Annotated in this window: 21 protein-coding genes; 17 read left to right on the top strand and 4 right to left on the bottom strand. The window is 42.2% G+C overall.

The features are described 5' to 3' along the window. Positions 1–72 precede the first annotated feature (72 nt). Complete coding sequence (dld, locus tag ABLA85_RS11905) at positions 73–1830, top strand: D-lactate dehydrogenase (RefSeq protein WP_367964360.1); 1758 nt, start codon at positions 73–75, stop codon at positions 1828–1830. A gap of 64 nt (positions 1831–1894) precedes the next feature. Here the strand turns inward: dld and sbcB are convergent, their stop codons facing one another. Beyond that, positions 1895–3322, bottom strand: coding sequence for an exodeoxyribonuclease I (gene sbcB / locus ABLA85_RS11900; RefSeq protein WP_367964359.1), 1428 nt, complete (start codon positions 3320–3322; stop codon positions 1895–1897). Between the two features lie 260 nt (positions 3323–3582). Here sbcB and tmaR point away from each other — a divergent pair, with 260 nt between their 5' ends. Then, positions 3583–3903: a PTS system regulator TmaR gene (gene tmaR / locus ABLA85_RS11895; protein WP_047679660.1), complete on the top strand. Its 321-nt coding sequence runs from the start codon at positions 3583–3585 to the stop codon at positions 3901–3903. Between the two features lie 34 nt (positions 3904–3937). On the opposite strand, the gene ABLA85_RS11890 is transcribed toward tmaR, so the two are convergent. After that, on the bottom strand, positions 3938–4582 hold the full coding sequence (locus tag ABLA85_RS11890) for an SDR family oxidoreductase (protein WP_367964357.1): 645 nt from the start codon (positions 4580–4582) through the stop codon (positions 3938–3940). A 148-nt stretch (positions 4583–4730) separates the two neighbouring features. After that, positions 4731–7964: a ribonuclease E gene (gene rne, locus ABLA85_RS11885; RefSeq protein WP_367964355.1), complete on the bottom strand. Its 3234-nt coding sequence runs from the start codon at positions 7962–7964 to the stop codon at positions 4731–4733. 571 nt (positions 7965–8535) lie between these two features. Between rne and rluC the strand changes: the two genes are divergently transcribed. Next, the gene (rluC, locus tag ABLA85_RS11880) at positions 8536–9486 is read left to right on the top strand and encodes a 23S rRNA pseudouridine(955/2504/2580) synthase RluC (protein WP_367964353.1); all 951 of its coding nucleotides are present in this window, start codon (positions 8536–8538) and stop codon (positions 9484–9486) included. 19 nt (positions 9487–9505) lie between these two features. On the opposite strand, the gene ABLA85_RS11875 is transcribed toward rluC, so the two are convergent. Continuing rightward, the gene (locus ABLA85_RS11875; RefSeq protein ID WP_367964351.1) at positions 9506–10099 is read right to left on the bottom strand and encodes a nucleoside triphosphate pyrophosphatase; all 594 of its coding nucleotides are present in this window, start codon (positions 10097–10099) and stop codon (positions 9506–9508) included. A 144-nt stretch (positions 10100–10243) separates the two neighbouring features. Between ABLA85_RS11875 and yceD the strand changes: the two genes are divergently transcribed. The 14 genes from yceD (at position 10244) to hinT (ending at position 21278) form a co-directional block, all read left to right on the top strand. Further along, entirely contained in the window at positions 10244–10768 is a 525-nt protein-coding gene (gene yceD, locus ABLA85_RS11870) for a 23S rRNA accumulation protein YceD (protein ID WP_367964349.1), read from the top strand. A 12-nt stretch (positions 10769–10780) separates the two neighbouring features. Then, positions 10781–10951 carry a 50S ribosomal protein L32 gene (rpmF, locus tag ABLA85_RS11865; protein WP_038260337.1) on the top strand — a complete coding sequence of 57 codons (171 nt, stop codon included), beginning with the start codon at positions 10781–10783 and terminating at the stop codon, positions 10949–10951. Between the two features lie 29 nt (positions 10952–10980). Continuing rightward, positions 10981–12018 carry a phosphate acyltransferase PlsX gene (plsX, locus tag ABLA85_RS11860; RefSeq protein ID WP_367964347.1) on the top strand — a complete coding sequence of 346 codons (1038 nt, stop codon included), beginning with the start codon at positions 10981–10983 and terminating at the stop codon, positions 12016–12018. A gap of 6 nt (positions 12019–12024) precedes the next feature. Next, positions 12025–12978 carry a beta-ketoacyl-ACP synthase III gene (locus ABLA85_RS11855; protein ID WP_367964345.1) on the top strand — a complete coding sequence of 318 codons (954 nt, stop codon included), beginning with the start codon at positions 12025–12027 and terminating at the stop codon, positions 12976–12978. 18 nt (positions 12979–12996) lie between these two features. Beyond that, positions 12997–13926 carry an ACP S-malonyltransferase gene (gene fabD, locus ABLA85_RS11850; RefSeq protein WP_367964343.1) on the top strand — a complete coding sequence of 310 codons (930 nt, stop codon included), beginning with the start codon at positions 12997–12999 and terminating at the stop codon, positions 13924–13926. 11 nt (positions 13927–13937) lie between these two features. Beyond that, positions 13938–14672 carry a 3-oxoacyl-ACP reductase FabG gene (fabG, locus tag ABLA85_RS11845; RefSeq protein WP_367964415.1) on the top strand — a complete coding sequence of 245 codons (735 nt, stop codon included), beginning with the start codon at positions 13938–13940 and terminating at the stop codon, positions 14670–14672. A gap of 150 nt (positions 14673–14822) precedes the next feature. Then, the gene (gene acpP / locus ABLA85_RS11840) at positions 14823–15059 is read left to right on the top strand and encodes an acyl carrier protein (RefSeq protein ID WP_012989255.1); all 237 of its coding nucleotides are present in this window, start codon (positions 14823–14825) and stop codon (positions 15057–15059) included. A 74-nt stretch (positions 15060–15133) separates the two neighbouring features. Further along, the gene (gene fabF, locus ABLA85_RS11835) at positions 15134–16375 is read left to right on the top strand and encodes a beta-ketoacyl-ACP synthase II (protein WP_367964340.1); all 1242 of its coding nucleotides are present in this window, start codon (positions 15134–15136) and stop codon (positions 16373–16375) included. 175 nt (positions 16376–16550) lie between these two features. After that, positions 16551–17375 (top strand): aminodeoxychorismate lyase, encoded by an 825-nt coding sequence (gene pabC, locus ABLA85_RS11830; protein ID WP_367964413.1) that lies wholly within the window; start codon positions 16551–16553, stop codon positions 17373–17375. A gap of 72 nt (positions 17376–17447) precedes the next feature. Then, the gene (gene mltG, locus ABLA85_RS11825; protein ID WP_367964338.1) at positions 17448–18473 is read left to right on the top strand and encodes an endolytic transglycosylase MltG; all 1026 of its coding nucleotides are present in this window, start codon (positions 17448–17450) and stop codon (positions 18471–18473) included. Next, entirely contained in the window at positions 18470–19111 is a 642-nt protein-coding gene (gene tmk, locus ABLA85_RS11820; RefSeq protein WP_367964336.1) for a dTMP kinase, read from the top strand. Before mltG ends, tmk begins: the two co-directional genes overlap by 4 nt. Further along, a complete protein-coding gene (holB, locus tag ABLA85_RS11815) occupies positions 19108–20097 on the top strand; it encodes a DNA polymerase III subunit delta' (protein ID WP_367964334.1) in 990 nt (329 codons plus the stop codon). Before tmk ends, holB begins: the two co-directional genes overlap by 4 nt. A 22-nt stretch (positions 20098–20119) precedes the next feature. Then, complete coding sequence (locus ABLA85_RS11810; protein ID WP_367964332.1) at positions 20120–20896, top strand: metal-dependent hydrolase; 777 nt, start codon at positions 20120–20122, stop codon at positions 20894–20896. Between the two features lie 31 nt (positions 20897–20927). Next, positions 20928–21278: a purine nucleoside phosphoramidase gene (gene hinT, locus ABLA85_RS11805; protein WP_367964331.1), complete on the top strand. Its 351-nt coding sequence runs from the start codon at positions 20928–20930 to the stop codon at positions 21276–21278. The last annotated feature ends 49 nt before the right edge of the window (positions 21279–21327 follow it).

Raw genomic sequence — 21327 nt, 5'->3', positions numbered from 1 at the left:
GAGTAAACTTTGTCCTTAATAATTTCATTAAAAGTATTTCCGTTTGATTCTATATTAAGGTAAGAAAATCATATGAATGATGTTAAGACTCCTCAAAATCAGCAACTCATTGCAATTCTTACTCATATTGTGGGTTCTCCTCATATTCTCACTGAACCTCAAAAAACAGAACGCTATCGCAAAGGCTTTCGTTCCGGGCAAGGAAATGCCCTTGCTGTTGTTTTTCCCGGCTCATTGTTGGAACAGTGGAAAGTTTTCAAGGCATGTGTAGAAGCAGATAAAATTATTTTAATGCAGGCTGCTAATACGGGGTTAACAGAAGGTTCTACACCCAATGGTAATGATTATGATCGCGATATTATCATTATCAGTACACTGAGAATGGATAAAATACAGGTTCTCAAATCTGTCAATCAGGTCATTGCATTCCCTGGTAGCACATTGTGGAATCTGGAAAAAGTATTAAAACCGCTTGGCCGTGAACCGCATTCAGTCATTGGTTCTTCCTGTATTGGGGCATCGGTTATTGGTGGAGTTTGTAATAATTCTGGTGGTTCCTTAGTTCAGCGTGGGCCTGCTTATACCGAAATGGCTTTATATGGACGTGTGAATGAAAAAGGTGAAGCCGAGCTTATCAATCATTTAGGTATAGAATTGGGGAATTCGCCAGAAGAAATCCTGACCTGTTTAGAAGAACAACGTTACCGTATTGAAGATATTCAGCAAAATAAAAGAGTAGCTTCTGATCATGAATATACCCAGCGGGTTCGTGATATTGATGCGGATACCCCATCACGCTTTAATGCTGATGAACGCAGGTTGTTTGAAGCCTCAGGTTGCGCAGGTAAATTGATTGTCTTCGCCGTTCGTTTAGATACCTTTGCGGCAGAATCTTCTACACAAGTATTCTATATCGGTACTAATCAGCCGGAAGTTTTGACAGAATTACGCCGGCATATCTTATCGAGTTTTCAGCACTTGCCGATTGCTGGTGAATATATGCATCGGGATATTTTTGATATCGCTGAAGTTTATGGCAAAGATATCTTCGTTATGATTGATAAACTTGGCACTGATAAAATGCCAAAGTTCTTCAGCTTAAAAGGGCGGATGGATACTATTTTCGGCAAAATTCCTTTTTTGCCAGCACATTTAATAGATCGGGTAATGCAGGGACTAAGCCGTTTGTTACCTTCACATTTACCCGCGCGTCTGAAAGCGTATCGGGATCGTTTTGAACATCATTTGTTATTAAAAATGTCTGGTGAAGGTATAAAAGAAGCGAATGAATGGTTAGAGAGTTATTTCAAACAGGCAGAGGGGGAATATTTTGTCTGTACTCCAGAAGAAGGTGCTAAGGCTTTTTTACATCGTTTTGTAGCAGCAGGAGCCGCTATTCGGTATCAGGCAGTGCACAGCAACGAAGTAGAAGATATTTTGCCATTGGATATTGCTCTCAGACGTAACGATCGTGAGTGGTTTGAACATCTATCGCCAGAAATCAATGATGCACTGGTACATCGTTTATATTACGGTCACTTTATGTGTCATGTATTTCATCAGGATTATATTGTCAAAAAAGGTAAAAATATTAAGGCATTGAAAGAAAAGATGCTGGAAATTTTAGACCAGAGAGGAGCAGAATATCCTGCTGAGCACAATGTAGGACATTTGTATAAGGCTAAGCCCCAGCTTAAGCAGTTTTATCAAAAGAATGATCCGACTAATAGTTTAAATCCAGGGGTTGGTAAAACAACTAAGCTGAAAAATTGGGGTAAAAAGTGTGCAGATCAATGTTTTGATAAATGCTCTGATCATCAGCATAACTAGAGTCATTGTACAAAGATTGAAAAAGACAAAACCTGGGTTCTGTCTTTTTCTGTTTTACTGAAATTCATTCAGCCAGTTGAACTGCATAGTCGATCAACGCCTTTAATTGACGGCATTTCTCTTCATCAGATTGGTGTTCAATAAAAAGTTGTTCAATAGTTGCAAAATATTGGGTGATATTTTCTTGTGTCAGTATCTCCCGACGATGCTGCAACCAACGCTGTTGTTCATCATAATCCAAAGTTGCCGGATAGTTTCTGGCGCGATAGCGGAACAGAAGTGCTTTAATGCGTGTATCTTGAAATGTTAAATCCAACGCAGGCAAATTTTGAGGAGTGGTTTCACGAATAATTTCCATTGCAGTTTTATCAGCGTCACTGAAAAAGCCACTATATAGCTTAGCATCAACATTATCGGATTCTGGAAATTCTTCTGGATGAGAAAACAACTCGACCACTTTTTCCCTGATTTGTGGATTGCTACGTAAGATAGCCAGATTTTGTGCACATTGGTTGCGATCTAATCCAACCCGCTCTGCATCTTGGGGGCGCAATGTATTTTCAGGCGCAATAATCGGGCATTTATTGATGTGCACCAGTTTGATGGGAACAGGCGCTTGATCTGACTGTAATTTATCTCGTCGGGTATACAAGCGTTCACGTAATTCATCTGCACTAAGTTCCAGCAGAGGTGTGATATCACCAGCCAAATCACACATGATAACGGCATTACGGTTTGTTGGATGCCAGGCCAAAGGTGCAATCAGGCTAATATTACTACGTAAAGCGCCAAACATGCCTGATACATGTACCAGCGGTTTCATTTGTGGAATATCAATCTGATTACTGATTTTCTGTTTATTTCTTAACTGGAAAAAATAATCGAACAGCTTAGGTTGTGCCTGTTTAATCAGTTTCGCCATAGCAATAGTGGCGTAAACATCTGACATCGCGTCATGGGCCTGAGTATGTTCGATGCCATTGGCTTTTGTCAGATATTCCAGTTTAAAGCTAGGTAGACCATCATCATTTTCTGGCCAGATGATCCCTTCTGGGCGCAGGGCATAGCAGGCACGTAACACATCAAGCAAGTCCCAACGAGAATTACCTTTTTGCCAACTATAAGCATAAGGATCGTAGAAATTGCGATAAAAGATATTACGGCTGACTTCATCGTCAAAACGGATATTGTTATATCCGAGAATACAGGTATTGGGTTTACTGAATGCAGTATGGATCAAGCGTGCAAACTCCGCTTCATTAACCCCTTTATTCAGTGCTAATTGGGGAGTAATTCCCGTAATCATGATAGCTTCAGGATCAGGGAGATAATCATCAGCAGGGGCACAGTACACCACTAAAGGTTCTTCAATGATATTAAAATCACTGTCAGTACGGACTCCTGCAAACTGCGCAGGACGATCTAAGGCAGGATGTTTACCGAAGGTCTCATAATCATGAAAGTAGAAAGTGGGGATTTTATCGTTACTCAAGGTAATTCTGCATCCATTGGTTGTTGGTTTAACTAATTAGATTTCAATGTATTATTCTTGTCTATCAGTCATGCTCATATAATTTGAGTTGTCTTACCCGCGGTAAGTTAGTTTGTCGTGTGGCTAGATTAAAGATATGGTAACCCATAGGCTCATTACGTCAATAAATTATCGAAACTGGCTTGTCTATGTGTGGCCTGAAATTGTATTGTGTAGTCAGCATAAAAAATTATCGGTCTAATTAAAGAAAGGTGTAAAAAATGGACAACGCGAATAAACCGACATTCCATAATGTATTAGAGTTTGTGCGTATCTTTCGTCGCAAAAATAAATTACAACGAGAAATCGTAGATAATGAGAAAAAGATCCGCGATAACCAAAAACGTGTACTGTTACTGGATAATCTGAGTGATTACATTAAACCGGGAATGTCAGTTGAAGATATTCAAGGAATTATCGTCCATATGCGTAGCGATTATGAAGAGCGAGTAGACGAATACATTATCAAAAATGCTGAGTTGTCTAAAGAACGCCGCGAATTATCCAAAAAGCTTAAGGCAATGGATGGCGGAGTAAAATAAGCGATTGACCACGCCGGAAGGCGTGGTTACTTTATCAACTCCAGTGAGGTTTTAGTTCAGGATCGACCAAAGCGTAAATCTGGTAATAAGTCTCTTTATCCTCAGCCATATGTGCCAATTGCAAAGCGACATCCTCACGACTCACCATACCGTGAATTTCCCCCTGATAACGTTGGCAATTCCCTGTACCTGCTTGATTAGTCAGACCACCGGGACGAATAATTGTAAAGTCTAATGTACTGGTTTGCAGATAACTTTCTGCCAGTGATTTGAGCCTGACTGATTGACCGAATAATGATTTGGCACGTGGTGATAAGGTGTGCCAACTATCACCACATCCTATGGATGTCACCAAGAGCATGCGAGAAATTTGAGCGTTTTCCAACGCATCTATGATGGCAATATTGCCGTAGTGATCTGAATTACCTCCTCCGATGGTTGAAAAAACAATGGGATTTTCTCCGGCATGTTCAATAGCTTTTTCTATACTTCGGCTGTCACAGGCATCACCTTGTATCACATTCACACCTATTGAGCTTAGTTCAATAGCCTGTTGTTCATTACGAATCAATGCCGTAATCGGACGTTTTTGTTTTAGTGCGATATCGGTTAGATAGCGCCCGATACCTTTGCCCGCACCAAAAATTAACCAAGGTTTCGTAGACGAAATTTTATCCATAATAATTCACCATTTTAAATGATAACTATCTGAGTTTATTGGAATCAGAGCTCAAAGGAAATGAAACAGAGGTTTTTTTAGCGAGAACAATAAGAAATGGCTCCCAGATAAGGAGCCATTTGATCTTATAGGCGATTATATTATTCGATTATTCGAATGACTGTGGCTTTGACATTGCTGATGTTGCGACGTTCGTTGCAGAATGCCCGCCTGCACCTCCTTTTCCTTTAAATGGATAAGCAGGGCGTTGCCATTCAGTAATGATGACAGGTTGTCCCGCCATATCCGGTGCCGGAGCTTTAGTCATTGGGGAATAAGCGTGATGATTTTTTGCCATGATGATCTGTGGTTCAGCAGCTTTTGTCTCTTTCGCTTTAATTTCCGTTGCCTGAGAGCATATTTCCGTTACGACAGTTGGCTGTTCTTCATTGTGTTCCTGTTCAGCGATAGAGGTCACGATGATAGGTTCTGCTGCATGATGTGCTTCTTCCTCAATTTCATGTAATACCGCGTTATGTACAGTTTCAACCTGATATACGATATTATTGCTGATAGTTGCTCCTACAGTTTCCTGTGTTAGAGCTTCAGTCAGTTCAGAGGCAGGCTCTATAGCTGATGCCACAGAATAGATCACTGATTCAGCTTTAACATCTTTGTGGTTGCTTGTGGTTTTCTCTGTCTCTGTTGTTTCAGTAACAGCAGAGATTGAGATTGGTTCAGCAATTTTTGCAACTGCAGGAACTTGCATGATATCAACGGATTGCTCTGATGCTATTCCTTCAACATCAGAAATTTCAGTTGAAATCTCTGTTTCAGAAATTGTTACTACAGGTGTGACAGGGTAACGAACCCAAACTTTACCTGATGCTAATTCAGGCGAAACTACTGCCATTACAAGAGGTACAGGTGATTGGGTCAGATTACGTTCATCGCGATAACGACGACGACGTTGCCCACTGACACGCAAATGGCGTGGGGAACGGCGAGAACGACGTGGCATGACGTTATCTTGTTGCTCATTACCTTGCAGAGAACTTTGTACAGATGAGACTTGTACACTTGCATTTTGCGCAATGGATTCGTCTGAAACAGAAGGATGAGCTGTTACTTCCATTTCTGTATTGATAACAACTGGTACAGCAACTTTTTTCTCTTCTTCTACGATTACTGGGACAGATTCAGATGTGACTGCTGGTAAGGCAGCAATAACAGCTTCTTCTTTCACGCTATCTATAATACGGATTTTCTGCTCAAGCTGACGACGTTGGCGCCTCGGCATAACCGGTTGACGTTCCTCTATTTCTTCCTCTGGAGCTTCAGTTTTGCTTACTTGTTGTGCTTTGATTTCCAATTGCTGCTGGCGTTTTTCTTCCTGACGGCGGCGTTGACGCTCTGCACGTTGTTCACGGCGCTGTTGCTGCTGAGTTTCACGAGCCTCATTATCTATTACAGAATCATCCTGCACATTATTTTTAGGCTGTGCATTACGTCCTTTACGTTGTTCATCACGCTCACGATTATTACGGGTTTCATTCTCATTGCGCTCACGACGTTGGTTTTGACGGCGTGAATTACGGCGCTCTGATGAACGGCGATTATCGTTACCGGAAGATTTTTTGCTCTTTTGCCGTGGTTGTTTCTCTTCCTCACCACTGAATGCTTTTTTCAGGGCTTTTAACAAGCGGCTGAACAAACCGGGTTTTTCTGCTTTTTGCTGATTATTTGCTGGTGTTTTTTTCTCTTTTGTTTTTGCCGTTACAGGTGCAGGGGTTTCTGTAGGCAGATCGAAAGTCGAAATAGCAGGTTGTTCAGGACGCTTACGTTCATGCTGTGCATCTTCCTGAACATTTGCCGTTTCCGTTTCATGAACTTGTAAGAGCTGATAACTCAGGGCAGAAATTTCTTCACCTTTACGGACACGTAAAACAGAGAAGTGAGGGGTCTGCATTTGATCATTTGGAACGATAACCACTCCGACACCACCCTGACGATGTTCAATCGCACTGACAGCTTTACGTTTCTCATTCAATAAGTAGGAAGCGATTTGAACAGGAACAATAGCATGCACCTGATGAGTATTTTCTTTCAACGCTTCTTCTTCTATTAGACGAAGAATAGACAGGGAAAGTGATTCATTATCGCGAATGGTTCCCGTACCGCTACAGCGTGGACAGACATGATGGCTGGATTCACCCAGTGACGGGCTTAAGCGCTGACGTGACATCTCCAGCAGACCAAAACGGGAGATTCGGCCAATCTGAATACGAGCACGATCTTGGCGAACAGCATCACGCAAGCGATTTTCAACCTCGCGCTGATGACGAACGGGTGTCATATCAATAAAATCGATAACGATAAGACCACCGAGGTCTCGCAGGCGTAATTGACGGGCAATCTCATCTGCGGCTTCCAGATTCGTATTAAAAGCGGTTTCTTCAATATCTCCCCCACGGGTTGCACGGGATGAGTTGATATCGATTGCAGTCAACGCTTCAGTGGTATCAATGACGACTGAACCTCCAGAAGGCAGTCTCACTTCACGTTGGAAAGCGGATTCGATCTGAGACTCTATCTGGTAATGGCTGAACAGGGGGACTTCACCACTATACAGTTTGATTTTGCTGGCAAAATCAGGGCGGCCAAGAGCTGTGATATGTTGGCGTGCCAAATCGAGGATTTTAGGGTTATCGATCAGGATTTCCCCAATATCTGGACGCAGATAATCACGGAAAGCTCGTACGATAACGTTACTTTCTTGATGAATTAAAAAGGGCGCTGGATGGCTGTTTGCAGCTTTTTTAATCGCTTCCCAGTGTTTCAGGCGGAAGTTCAGATCTCCTTGTAAGGATTCTGCGGATTTGCCGACACCGGCAGTACGGACGATAAGCCCCATACCTTCAGGTACTTCAAGAGAAGAGAGTGCTTCTTTTAATTCGATGCGATCATCACCTTCAATACGACGGGAAATACCACCTGCTCTTGGATTATTTGGCATCAGAACCAGATAGCTGCCAGCCAAACTGATAAAGGTTGTTAAGGCTGCACCTTTATTGCCTCGCTCTTCTTTATCGACCTGAACGATAACTTCCTGGCCTTCTTTAAGTATGTCCTTAATGTTGGGGCGACCGTGGGCATGGTAATTACTTGGAAAATATTCACGAGCAATTTCTTTTATAGGAAGGAAGCCGTGTCGTTCTGCACCATAATCAACAAAAGCGGCCTCAAGGCTAGGTTCAATCCGTGTAATTTTACCTTTGTAGATATTTGCCTTTTTTTGCTCGTGTCCGGGACTTTCAATATCCAGATCATAAAGACGTTGCCCATCAACAAGGGCGACACGCAACTCTTCCTGCTGGGTTGCGTTGATTAACATTCTTTTCATTCTAACTTACTCATTATTTTTTACATTAGTATAGAGCTGCGGGTAAAAAGAGAAGCACTACTGGTAACCGATGACCTCGTGTCTTTTACAAAACCGCCAGCCTCACGGCTATCGTTTGTATAGAGGTGCCTGATTGTCGGCGAGCCTGAATTTCATTTCTTTCATTGGAAGAAACGCAGCGCTCTTTATTGGGGGGGATACTGTAATAAATTAGTACAGGTTCTACCCAGTCCAGTAAGTTGCAACCCACAGCCCATAAATTGTTTGATTAAACATTACGTCTTACGCCATTGCTGCGTTTTTGTTCAAACAAACAGATAACAAACAATTTCAATCTGCCATTCATAGTTTAGTAAACTGTGGCCGGAAAGCATTATTCCATTGCTATTGGGGTGATAGCAAGGTGACTTTATCTCTTTAAGAGTTTTTTATCATGAAATGGTGATAAGTTGTTAATCTTTAGTCTTTATTCTAAGACAAATTAATAATAAAGAATAAAAATATGGATATTATTTATACATAATTTAAAAATGATTGGCACTCTGTTTGCTGGATAATTAAAATTGCGTTTATGAAAACAAATAATCAAATTGTACAGTTTGTCACTATTGATGACGATGAAGCAGGCCAGAGAATTGATAATTTTTTGCTGGCTCGCTTAAAAGGTGTACCTAAGAGTATGGTCTATCGGATCTTGCGCAAAGGTGAAGTTAGAGTCAACAAAGGAAGAGTTAAGCCTGAATATAAATTGACAGCCAATGATATTGTCAGAATTCCGCCTGTCAGAGTAGCAGAAAAACAGGATGTTCCTGTTTCTGCGAAGTTGGATAAAGTAGCGGCTTTGGCAGAATGTATTCTTTATGAAGATGATTTTATTTTAGTTATTAATAAACCATCAGGAACAGCCGTACATGGTGGGAGTGGGCTGAGCTTTGGTGTGATTGAAGGATTGCGTGCATTACGCCCTGAAGCGCGCTTTCTTGAACTGGTACATCGCCTCGATCGTGATACATCCGGGGTTTTACTGATCGCGAAGAAACGTTCAGCTTTACGTTCACTACATGAACAATTACGTTTAAAACAAATGCAGAAAGATTATTTGGCATTGGTACGCGGCCAATGGCAATCCCATTGTAAAGTAGTGCAGGCTCCTTTATTAAAAAATATTCTGCAAAGCGGTGAGAGGATCGTTAAGGTTAGCAGTGAGGGTAAACCATCGGAGACACGTTTTAAGGTTGAAGAGCGGTATGCATTTGCCACACTGGTGCGAGCCAGCCCTGTAACGGGACGTACTCACCAGATCCGTGTGCACACCTTATATGCGGGGCATCCAATTGCATTTGATGATCGCTACGGTGACAGAACATTTGATGAACAGCTTGCAGAAACAGGGATTAACCGGCTATTTCTGCATGCCAGTTCATTAAAATTTACCCATCCATCAACAGGAGAAACTTTGCGTTTTGAAGCACCAATGGATACCGGGTTACGCCAATGTTTAAAAAAATTGCGTCAAATGTAATTAGACTGCCATAAATTGGTTATGAATATTGTGCCGTCAGAGGGTTTACCCCCTGACGGATAAGCATATCTGTCAGGGTAATTAATGGCAGACCAATTAATGTATTGGGATCTTTACCGTCAAGTTTTTCAAATAATGTAATTCCCAGTCCTTCACTTTTAAAACTTCCTGCACAATTGAAAGGTTGTTCTTTTTTCAGATAGTTGATGATTTCGTCCTCAGTCAGTGCTCTGAAATGGACATGAAATAGTTCACAGCGCGTATCGGTATTTCCTGCTTTGCTATTGAATAATGTAATGCCAGTATAAAAAGTAACGCGTTGCCCACTGGCTTTTTTTAGTTGTGTGAGCGCATTCTCAAAATTATGAGGTTTTCCTGTAATCTTACCATTTAAAACACATACCTGATCGGAACCTATAATAAGGTGACTGGTATAATGGTTTTGTAATGCGATAGCTTTTGCTCGTGAAAGGCGCATGACTAATTGCTCTGGAGTTTCATTCTCCTGCAAATTTTCATTAACATGTGGTGCTGCACAGGTAAAAGGTAAACCTATTTTTTCTAACAATAAGCGGCGATATATCGAAGTTGATGATAAAACAATCGGAAGCATCATTTTTCCATAAAATACGTAGAGAAATATTTGCAGGCATTTTAAACTATACGCCGCTTATTAAGCGAATATTTGGCGGAAAGGTGCAGATGTGTGGCCTTTTTCTTTGACTATGTCTCATTACAAAGATAATATGCGCGCCTTATGCAGAAGGTAAAATTACCCCTGACCATTGATGTACTTCGTGCAGCCCAGAAAAGATTAGACTACACAGGTAGCTATTCTGCTGAACAAGTGTCTCGTCTCGTAGAGTCTGTGGTCAGTGTGGATAGTGATGTAGATAGCTCATTATCATTTCAGATTGATAATCAGCGTCTGGCGGTTGTAAAAGGGCATTCAGATGTGGATGTTACGTTTGCCTGTCAGCGCTGTGGCAGTAATTTCAGTCATCATGTTCACACAACGTATTGTTTTAGCCCGGTCGTCAATGATGAGCAGGCTGAGGCATTACCGGAAGAGTATGAGCCAATTGACATTAATGAATTTGGTGAAATAGATTTACTGGCTATGATTGAAGATGAAATAATTCTCTCTCTACCAGTAGTTCCGGTACATGATTCTGAACACTGTGAAGTGTCCGACGCGGACATGGTGTTTGGTGTTCTGCCTCCTGAAGTAGAAAAACCAAACCCATTTGCCGTATTAGCCAGTTTAAAGAAAAGTACTTAAGGAGTAAGGTCAATGGCCGTACAACAGAATAAACCAACTCGTTCTAAACGTGGTATGCGTCGTTCTCATGACGCACTGACTACAGCACAAGTTTCTGTAGACAAAACTTCTGGTGAAACTCACCTGCGTCACCATGTGACTGCTGATGGTTACTACCGTGGCCGCAAGGTAATCAACAAGTAATTTCAGCTAATTATTAGCAAGTTGATATCTTGGCTAATCTAACCCTAGCGTTAGATGCTATGGGCGGGGACTTTGGTCCTCGCATCACGGTGCCTGCTGCATTGCAGGCACTGGCATCTAATCCGCGATTAAAACTACTGTTGGTCGGTGATCCCGAAACCATTTCTCCTTTGCTTGCAAATAAAAATGCTGAGTTGCTCAGCCGTTTGCAAATTATTCCTGCGGAACATGTTGTTGCCAACGATGTAAAGCCTTCCCAGGCAATTCGTTCCAGTCATGGCACTTCAATGCGTATTGCACTAAATTTAGTGAAATCAGGTGAAGCGCAAGCATGTGTCAGTGCGGGGAATACCGGAGTGTTAATGGGGCTGGCTAAATTAATGTTGAAGTCGATCGAGGGGATTGAACGGCCTGCCTTAGTGACAGTTATACCTAATCTGAAACAGCAAAAAACAGTTGTATTAGATTTGGGCGCTAATATTAATTGTAATAGTCGTATGTTAGTGCAATTTGCCATTATGGGCGCTGTGATGGCAGAAGATGTTGCAGGTGCAAATAATCCACGTGTAGCATTGCTAAATATCGGGGAAGAGGAATCCAAAGGGCTAGATAATATCCGCGAAGCCGCCATGATATTACGGAATAGTAATTTGATTAATTACATAGGGTATGTGGAAGGTAATGAGTTATTAACGGGGAAAACAGATGTCCTCGTGTGTGACGGCTTCGCAGGTAATGTTACGCTGAAAACAATGGAAGGCGCGATCAGAGTGATTCTGTCTCTAGTTAAGTCATCAGATGGGCAGAAGAAAAAATCATCATGGTTGGTGAAAATATTCAGGAAGTTTTTGCTCAAACAAATAGCAAAACGCTTTGGTCATCTAAACCCTGATCAGTATAACGGCGCAACACTATTAGGATTGCGTGGTATTGTCATAAAAAGTCATGGTGCTGCGAATGAATACGCATTCAAAGCTGCTATCGAACAAGCTGTTAAGGCGGTAGAGAAGCAGGTTCCGCAAAGGATCGCAGCCCGGCTAGATGCAGTATTACCCAAGAGTGAATAAGCATAAATGTATACAAAGATCTTAGGCACGGGCAGTTATTTGCCTTCTCAGGTGCGTACTAACGCAGATTTAGAAAAAATGGTGGATACAACTGATGAGTGGATCGTGACTCGTACAGGTATCCGTGAACGCCGTATAGCTGCTGAAGGTGAAACAGTTGCTACTATGGGATTCAGGGCGGCTGAAAAAGCCATTGAAATGGCGGGTATCGATAAAACACAAATCGATTTGATTGTTGTTGCAACAACAACGGGAAGCCATGCTTTTCCTAGTAGTGCTTGTCAGATCCAGAAGTTGTTGGGTATTAATAGTATTCCGGCTTTTGATGTTGCGGCTGCTTGTGCCGGGTTTGCATATGCATTGAGTGTTGTTGATCAATTTATTAAAACTGGTGCCGCTAAACATGCACTGGTCATTGGATCTGATATTGTCTCCAAAATTGTGGATCCTGAAGATCGCAGTACAGTTATCCTCTTCGGTGATGCGGCAGGTGCGATGATTGTTGGTGCTTCAGAAGAGCCGGGCGTTCTGTCAACTCACCTGCATGCAGATGGTCATTATGGTGAACTACTCACCGCCCCTCATCAAGATCGCCAAAAATTGGATTCACCAGCATACGTCACAATGGTTGGCAATGAAGTATTTAAGGTTGCCGTGCGAGAATTAGCGAATATTGTTGATGAAACTTTAAAAGCTAACGATTTAGATCATTCGCATCTTGACTGGCTGGTTCCTCATCAGGCGAATTTACGTATTATTTCTGCGACAGCCAAAAAACTGAATATGGCTATGGATAAAGTTGTTGTGACACTCGATCGTCATGGCAATACCTCTGCGGCATCTGTTCCGACTGCGTTTGATGAAGCGGTACGTGATGGAAGAATTCAACGTGGCCAACTTGTTTTACTTGAAGCATTTGGCGGTGGCTTTACCTGGGGCTCAGCGCTAGTACGTTTTTAACTTAACAGGAAGATAAACATGTCTGATTTTGCAATGGTATTCCCTGGTCAAGGTTCTCAATCCCTTGGCATGCTAGCTGATTTAGCGACAGAATTTCCGCTCGTAGAACAAACCTTCGCAGAGGCTTCTGAGGTTCTGGGATACGATTTATGGGAATTAGTTCAGCAGGGGCCAGCAGAAGAACTGAATAAAACGTGGAAAACACAGCCTGCGTTGCTGGCGGCTTCCGTTGCCATTTGGCGGATATGGCAGGAGCAGAGCGGTCAAACTCCTTCCATGCTGGCTGGTCACAGCCTTGGTGAATATTCTGCGCTGGTTTGTGCTGGTGTAATCGAATTTCAACAAGCTATCAAGTTGGTTGAATTCCGCGGAAAACTGATGCAGGAGGCCGTACCTGAAGGCCAAGGTGCTATGTATGCCATTATTGGCCTGGATAATGAGTCCATTGCAAAAGCATGCGAAGAATCAGCACAGGGGCAAATTGTTTCACCTGTTAACTTTAACTCACCTGGACAAGTTGTCATTGCTGGCGAGAAAGAAGCAGTAGAGCGTGCAGGGGCTGCATGTAAAGCGGCTGGGGCTAAACGAGCTTTGCCTTTGGCCGTCAGTGTTCCTTCACATTGTGCGCTGATGAAATCTGCGGCAGACCAGTTAGCAACTGCATTGCAATCTGTTGTGTTCAATCAACCGCAGTTCCCTGTTGTCAATAATGTGGATGTGAAGGTAGAAGAATCTGCTGATGCGATTCGGGATGCGCTGGTTCGTCAGTTGTATAATCCTGTACGCTGGGCAGAATCTGTTGAATACTTTGCAACGCAAGGTATTGATAAAATTTTAGAAATAGGGCCAGGTAAGGTATTAACCGGTTTAACAAAACGAATTGTAGATACTATAAGTGCTGTAGCAGTAAATGATGTATCATCACTTACAATTGCTCTGAATAAATGACTGAGGAAAACATGGGCTTTGATGGAAAAATTGCACTAGTTACTGGTGCCAGCCGTGGCATAGGTCGAGCGATTGCAGAATTATTGGCTGAACGTGGTGCACGTGTAATTGGTACTGCGACCAGTGAAAAGGGAGCCGAGGCAATCAGTGCCTATCTTGGTGATAAAGGCAAAGGTTTTGTACTGAATGTCACAGATTCAACATCCATTGAACAAGCGCTATCGAATATTCGTGCTGAATTTGGTGAAATAGACATTCTAGTGAATAATGCGGGCATCACACGTGATAACTTGTTGATGCGTATGAAAGATGATGAATGGCAAGATATTGTTAACACTAATCTTTCTTCGATTTTTTGTCTGTCAAAAGCAGTAATGCGTTCTATGATGAAAAAACGTTATGGGCGTATTATTTCCATTGGATCTGTTGTTGGAACAATGGGAAATGCAGGGCAGGCGAATTACGCGGCAGCGAAAGCAGGGGTCATTGGTTTTAGCAAATCACTGGCCCGTGAGGTCGCTTCTCGTGGCATTACCGTCAATGTTATTGCACCTGGTTTTATCGAAACGGATATGACCAGAGCGTTGACAGACGATCAACGAGCAGGCATTTTATCTCAAGTTCCTGCTAATCGTCTCGGTGATGCAAAGGAAATTGCCAGTGCTGTAGCGTTTCTTGCTTCTGATGAGGCCGCTTACATTACGGGTGAAACATTACATGTCAATGGCGGCATGTACATGATTTAAAAATGAGCGAACCTACTGTTTTCGATGTATTTTTTATACAAAAAAGACAGTTGGTGGTTCGACCAGCCGGGATTTGGTTGCATCTTTTCCTGTATTTTATAAACTACGAAAACCATCGCAAAAGCGAGTTTTGATAGGAAATTTAATAGTATGAGCACTATCGACGAACGCGTTAAGAAAATCATCGTTGAACAACTGGGTGTTAAAGAGGAAGAAGTTGTAAACACAGCTTCATTTGTTGATGACTTGGGCGCTGATTCTCTTGACACAGTTGAACTGGTAATGGCTCTGGAAGAAGAGTTCGATATTGAGATCCCAGACGAAGAAGCTGAAAAAATCACTACAGTTCAGGCTGCTATTGACTACGTTGAAAACGCAGGTAAATAAGCACATATACCTAGGCGGTCGCTCGACCGCCTATGTTTTTTGTCTTACATTTTTTCCCTCCCTGGAGGATAACCGTGTCTAAGCGTCGAGTAGTCGTGACCGGACTAGGCATGGTATCTCCTGTCGGCAATACAGTAGAGTCTTCTTGGAACGCTGTTTGTACCGGACAGAGTGGTATCGGCCTTATCGAACATTTTGACACCGCTAACCATGCAACTAAGTTTGCTGGTGTGGTGAAGAATTTTAATCATGAAGATTTCAATATTTCGCGCAAAGATGCCCGAAAGATGGATTTGTTCATTCAGTATGGTATTGCTGCTGGCATTCAAGCCATGGAAGATGCAGGAATCGAAGTAACAGAAGCCAATGCTAGCCGCTTTGGTGCTGCTATTGGTTCTGGTATTGGTGGCTTGGGCCTGATTGAAGAGAATCACAGTACATTGCTTTCGGCCGGGCCTCGTAAGGTCAGCCCATTCTTTGTACCTTCAACCATTATTAATATGGTAGCAGGCCATTTGAGCATTCTATATGGTCTTCGTGGTCCTAGTATTTCTATTGCAACCGCCTGTACTTCTGGCGTGCACAACATTGGCCATGCGGCGCGTATTATTGCATATAATGATGCCGATATCATGTTGGCGGGTGGTGCTGAGAAAGCAAGTACAGAATTTGGTGTTGCAGGGTTTGGTGCTGCCCGTGCTTTATCGACCCGTAATGACGATCCTCAAGGTGCGAGCCGTCCTTGGGACAAAGATCGTGATGGATTTGTTTTGGGTGATGGTGCTGGCGTTATTGTTCTTGAAGAATATGAACACGCCAAAAAACGAGGCGCGAAAATTTATGCTGAAGTCGTTGGCTTCGGTATGAGTAGTGATGCGTATCACATGACATCGCCACCGGAAGATGGGGCAGGTGCAGCACTTGCTATGGTAAATGCTTTGAAAGATGCAGGCATTTCCCCGGATCAGGTAGGCTATATTAATGCTCATGGTACTTCAACACCAGCAGGTGATCTTGCTGAAGCTCTGGCAGTGGAGTCTGTTTTTGGTAAAGGCACTAAAGTATTAGTGAGTTCAACTAAATCGATGACAGGCCACTTACTGGGAGCGGCTGGAGCGGTGGAATCTATTTTCACCATTCTTTCCCTGCGTGATCAGATTGTTCCTCCAACCATTAACCTGGTTAATCAGGATGAAAATTGCCGCTTGGATTTTGTTCCTGGTCAGGCACGCAACATTGAAGGAATGGAATACGCGTTGTGTAACTCTTTCGGCTTCGGTGGAACTAACGGCTCACTGATTTTCCGTAAGATGTAATACATTCAATTTTCGAGAAAAAGCCTCAACGTTTATGTTGGGGTTTTTTTATGTTTCATTTCTCTATGCTTTTCAGATGCACATTTTTGCACTGCCACGACTCATATACTATTATAACGCCCCTTATAAACTGAGGTTTTCACGCCTTTTTATTTAAGAATCAGAAAACAAGATGATGTATTGGATTAACGGCGAATTGCACGATCAACTTTCTGTTAATGATCGTTCAGTACAATTTGGTGATGGCTGCTTTACCACAATAAGAGTTGAGCAAGGTCAGGCGGCTTTGTTGCCTTTGCATATGAAACGGTTGCAAAAAAGCGTTGAAAAACTGTTTATGCCTGTACTGGATTGGATGCAATTAGAAAACCATATTAAACAAGTTGCTGCGGGATGTGAATCAGGTGTTTTGAAAGTGATCCTCTCCAGAGGGAATGGTGGCCGTGGGTACAGCTTTGATGGCACTAGCGAGCCAAATCAAATCCTTTCGTTAAGTCCATATCCAGAACAATATCGTACTCTGCGTGAAAAAGGTGTTTCGTTGGGCCTTAGCCCTGTTGCTATGGGGATTAATCCTCATTTAGCAGGCATCAAGCATCTGAACCGATTGGAGCAGGTTTTGATAAAACGGTTTATTGAACAAGCAAAAATTGATGAAGCGTTGGTACTTGATAGCGATGGTTTATTGGTTGAATGTTGTACCGCTAATATTTTTTGGCGGAGAGGTAAAAACGTTTATACACCGGATTTAAGCCAATGTGGTGTAGAAGGAGTAATGCGACAGCAGATTATCCAGATATTGGAAGAGAGTGATTATAACTTGTCATGTGTTATGCGTTATCCTGAAGCATTGGCACATGCCGATGAGGTGATTATTTGTAATTCACTGATGCCAGTGATGGCTGTCAATCAGATCCTGGCCCATAAAAATCAACCTGCGTGGAAATATCAATCCAGAGAATTATATGAATATTTATTACCTGAATGTTTAAGACTGTAGTTGTAATTCGCAGGTATGAAACAGCGGTTATTCCGCCTCTATCATTGAAAGACAGATAAAAATGGTAATCGAATGAAACTGAAAAAAAGCATTCTTATCTTGCCTGGATTGATTATTGTTGTTGCAGCAATAGCCCTTTTACTTTTTACAAAGAAAATAGAAAATTTTTCTGCTCAGAAGGTTAATCTGACTCAAGATCTGATACTTACAGTGCCTGCCGGAATAGGTCGTGCCGGGCTGGAGACACTATTAATTCAGCATAAACTTATTGAAGATAATCAGTTATTGCAGTGGTTATTCCGTTTAGAACCAGAATTGGCCAAATTTAAGGCAGGTACTTATCGTCTACAAAAAAATATGACGCTAAAAGAAATACTGCAATTGTTCTCCAGTGGTAAAGAGGTCCAATTTTCTATCCGCTTTGTTGAAGGTAGTCGTCTTTCTGACTGGACAAAGATATTACAGAATGCGCCATACTTGAAGCATGAGGCAGAAGGAAAGACGCCGCAAGCGCTGACAAAGTTATTGGATATGAAAACAGATGAATCACTGGAAGGGTGGTTTTATCCAGATACTTACCTCTATACCGCAGGTACACGTGATATAGAATTACTCAGGCGTGCTCACCAAAAAATGGTCATGTTAGTCGAGCAGGAATGGAAAAATCGTGCAGAGAATTTACCGTATAAGAGTGCTTATGAGATGTTAATTATGGCATCTATTATCGAAAAAGAGACTGCGGTAGATTCTGAACGTGCTAAGGTCGCGTCAGTATTTGTTAATCGTCTGCGGTTAAAGATGCGATTACAGACAGATCCAACAGTCATATATGGATTGGGAGATAAGTATACCGGGACCATTTTTCGTAGCAGCCTGACCACGTTTACGCCATACAATACTTATCTGATTGAGGGATTGCCACCGACGCCTATTGCTATGCCAGGCCTTGCATCGATCAAGGCAGCAGCACATCCGGCTGTGACTGATTATCTATATTTCGTTGCAGATGGTAATGGGGGGCATACATTTACTACGAATTTGGTAGCACATAATAAAGCGGTAAATCTTTATCGCCAGAGATTAAAGCAGGATAAATGAACAGCAAATTTATTGTTATTGAAGGGCTTGAAGGCGCAGGAAAAACTACGGCAATCCAAACTGTGGCTGATACACTGAAACAGCATGGCATTTCTGATCTTGTTTTTACCCGTGAACCAGGTGGAACTCCCTTAGCGGAAAAATTACGTCAATTGATCAAAGAAGGAATTGCAGGAGAAGTATTGACGGATAAAGCAGAAGTATTAATGCTTTACGCTGCCAGAGTTCAGTTAGTGGAAAATGTGATCAAGCCTGCTCTGGCGAAAGGTAGTTGGGTTGTCGGAGATCGCCATGATCTGTCTTCTCAGGCATATCAGGGGGGAGGACGTGGTATTGACCAGAGCTTATTGTCTTCATTGCGTGGAGCAGCGCTTGGTGATTTTCATCCTGATTTGACCATTTATCTTGATTTACCGCCAGAGGTTGGTTTACAGCGTGCCCGCGAGCGTGGTGAATTGGATCGTATTGAAAAAGAATCGCTGGATTTTTTCTATCGTACTCGTGCAAGGTATCTTGAACTTATAGAACAAGACAAGACCATTAAAAAAGTAGATGCAACACAGCCATTAGAAAAAGTACAGGACGATATTCGTCAGATTTTGTTTCATTGGCTGAAACAATGGGAAATGCAGGAATGAATTGGTATCCGTGGCTTAACCATGCGTATCGCCAGTTGATTGAATCTCATCAACAAGGTCGTGGGCATCATGCTCTTTTGCTTCATGCTCATGAAGGAACTGGAGCGGAAGCATTACTTTATGGATTAAGCCGCTGGCTGATGTGTCAGGATAAACAAGGTGCAAGAAGTTGTGGCAAGTGTCACGGTTGTCATTTGATGCTGGCAGAAACCCATTCTGACTGGCATGTTCTTGCTCCCGAAAAGGGGAAAAATGTCATTGGCGTAGATGCAGTACGCCAGCTTAGTGAAAAACTTTACGAGTATTCTCAACAGGGCGGCGCTAAAATTGTGTGGTTACTATCAACAGAAGCGCTAACTGATGCAGCTTCTAACGCTTTGTTGAAAACGTTAGAAGAACCGCCCCGAAATACCTATTTCTTATTGAGGTGCCAACATCCGGCGAATTTGCTGGCAACATTGCGAAGCCGCTGTTTTTATTATTTTCTTCCTGCTCCCGAAAATGAAACAGGGTTGTACTGGCTGCAAAACCAACTTCCGGCAATATCATCGCAGGATATTCAGACGGCATTAAAGTTGTCACAGGGAGCCCCATTGGCTGCAAAACAGTTACTCCAAACTGAAAAATGGCAACAGAGAACTGCATTCTGTCAGGCCATAACACAGGCCTTATATAATGATGATATTTTATCACTTTTACCATTGTTGAATCGTGATGATGCACAGCAATCGTTATATTGGCTGATCAGCCTGCTGTCTGATGCGGTGAAATGGCGGCAAGAAGCGCAAAATTACTGTATCAATCAAGATCAACAGGTATTAATCCACCATTTGGCTTCTGGCCAAAGTGTGGAAAAATTATTAAATATGGTTGATGATTGGACACGTTGTCGTCATCGATTAATATCCGTAGCGGGTATCAATCGGGAATTGTTACTGACTGAACAATTACTCAATTGGGAAAGTCAGCATTGCTCCACTCGCTAACACATTTAGATATGGGCATATTATGTTTTTAGTGGATTCACATTGTCATCTCGACTGTTTAGATTATGAAACACTGCACAAAAGTGTAGATGATGTAGTGGCTAAAGCTGCAGAAAGGGATGTGAAGTATATGCTGGCGGTAGCGACTACGTTGCCCGGTTTCCAGCAAATGAAAAATATGATTGGTAAACGTGAAAATATCGCGTATTCCTGCGGTATTCATCCATTGAATCTGGATGAGGGTTACGATTTTGATGAGCTTGCACGATTAGCTACGGATAATGATGTAATTGCACTGGGGGAAACAGGGCTGGATTATTATTATCAGAAAGAAAATGCTGAATTACAGAGAACTTCGTTTCGCCAGCATATCCGTATCGGTCGTGAATTAAATAAGCCTGTGATTGTTCACACCCGTGAGGCAAGAGATGATACTCTGACGGTTTTGCGAGAAGAAAACGTACAGGATTGCGGTGGAGTGCTGCACTGTTTTACAGAAGATAAAGATACAGCAAGGGATTTACTGGATCTCGGTTTTTACATTTCTTTTTCAGGTATTGTTACATTTCGTAACGCAGAACAAATTCGTGAAGCTGCAAGGTTTGTCCCTCTCGACCGCATTTTGGTAGAAACTGATTCGCCTTATCTGGCTCCGGTTCCTTATCGTGGCAAGCAGAACCAGCCTGCTTATGTACGTGATGTTGCTGAGTATATGGCATTACTGAAAGGAGTCAGCATTGAGAAATTAGCAGAAGTAACGACAAGAAACTTTTGTGACTTGTTCCATATTAATATTTAAGAAAATTAAATGATAAGAAAGGAGAAGTGAAATGGCAGAAGAAACTATTTTCAGCAAAATTATTCGTCGCGAAATTCCATCTGATATCGTATATCAGGATGATTTGGTGACAGCATTTCGGGATATTTCACCTCAAGCCCCGACTCATATTCTGATTGTCCCTAATGTCCTTATTCCAACAGTTAATGAAGTTACTCCAGAGCATGAACCCGCATTGGGGCGTTTGTTCACTGTTGCAGCGAAAATCGCCAAACAAGAAGGAATTGCAGAAGGTGGCTATCGCCTTATCATGAACTGTAACCGCCATTCTGGACAGGAAGTATTTCATATCCATATGCATTTGGTTGGTGGGCATCCATTAGGCCCACTTTTGGCAGGGTAATATTATTCGTCACTATTTTTGTTAATAAGTTTTTTTGCTAATAAGTTTT

This window comes from Xenorhabdus sp. SGI246 (assembly GCF_040838225.1).
Classification (GTDB): domain Bacteria; phylum Pseudomonadota; class Gammaproteobacteria; order Enterobacterales; family Enterobacteriaceae; genus Xenorhabdus; species Xenorhabdus indica.
This window is presented reverse-complemented; position numbering and strand designations above follow the sequence as displayed.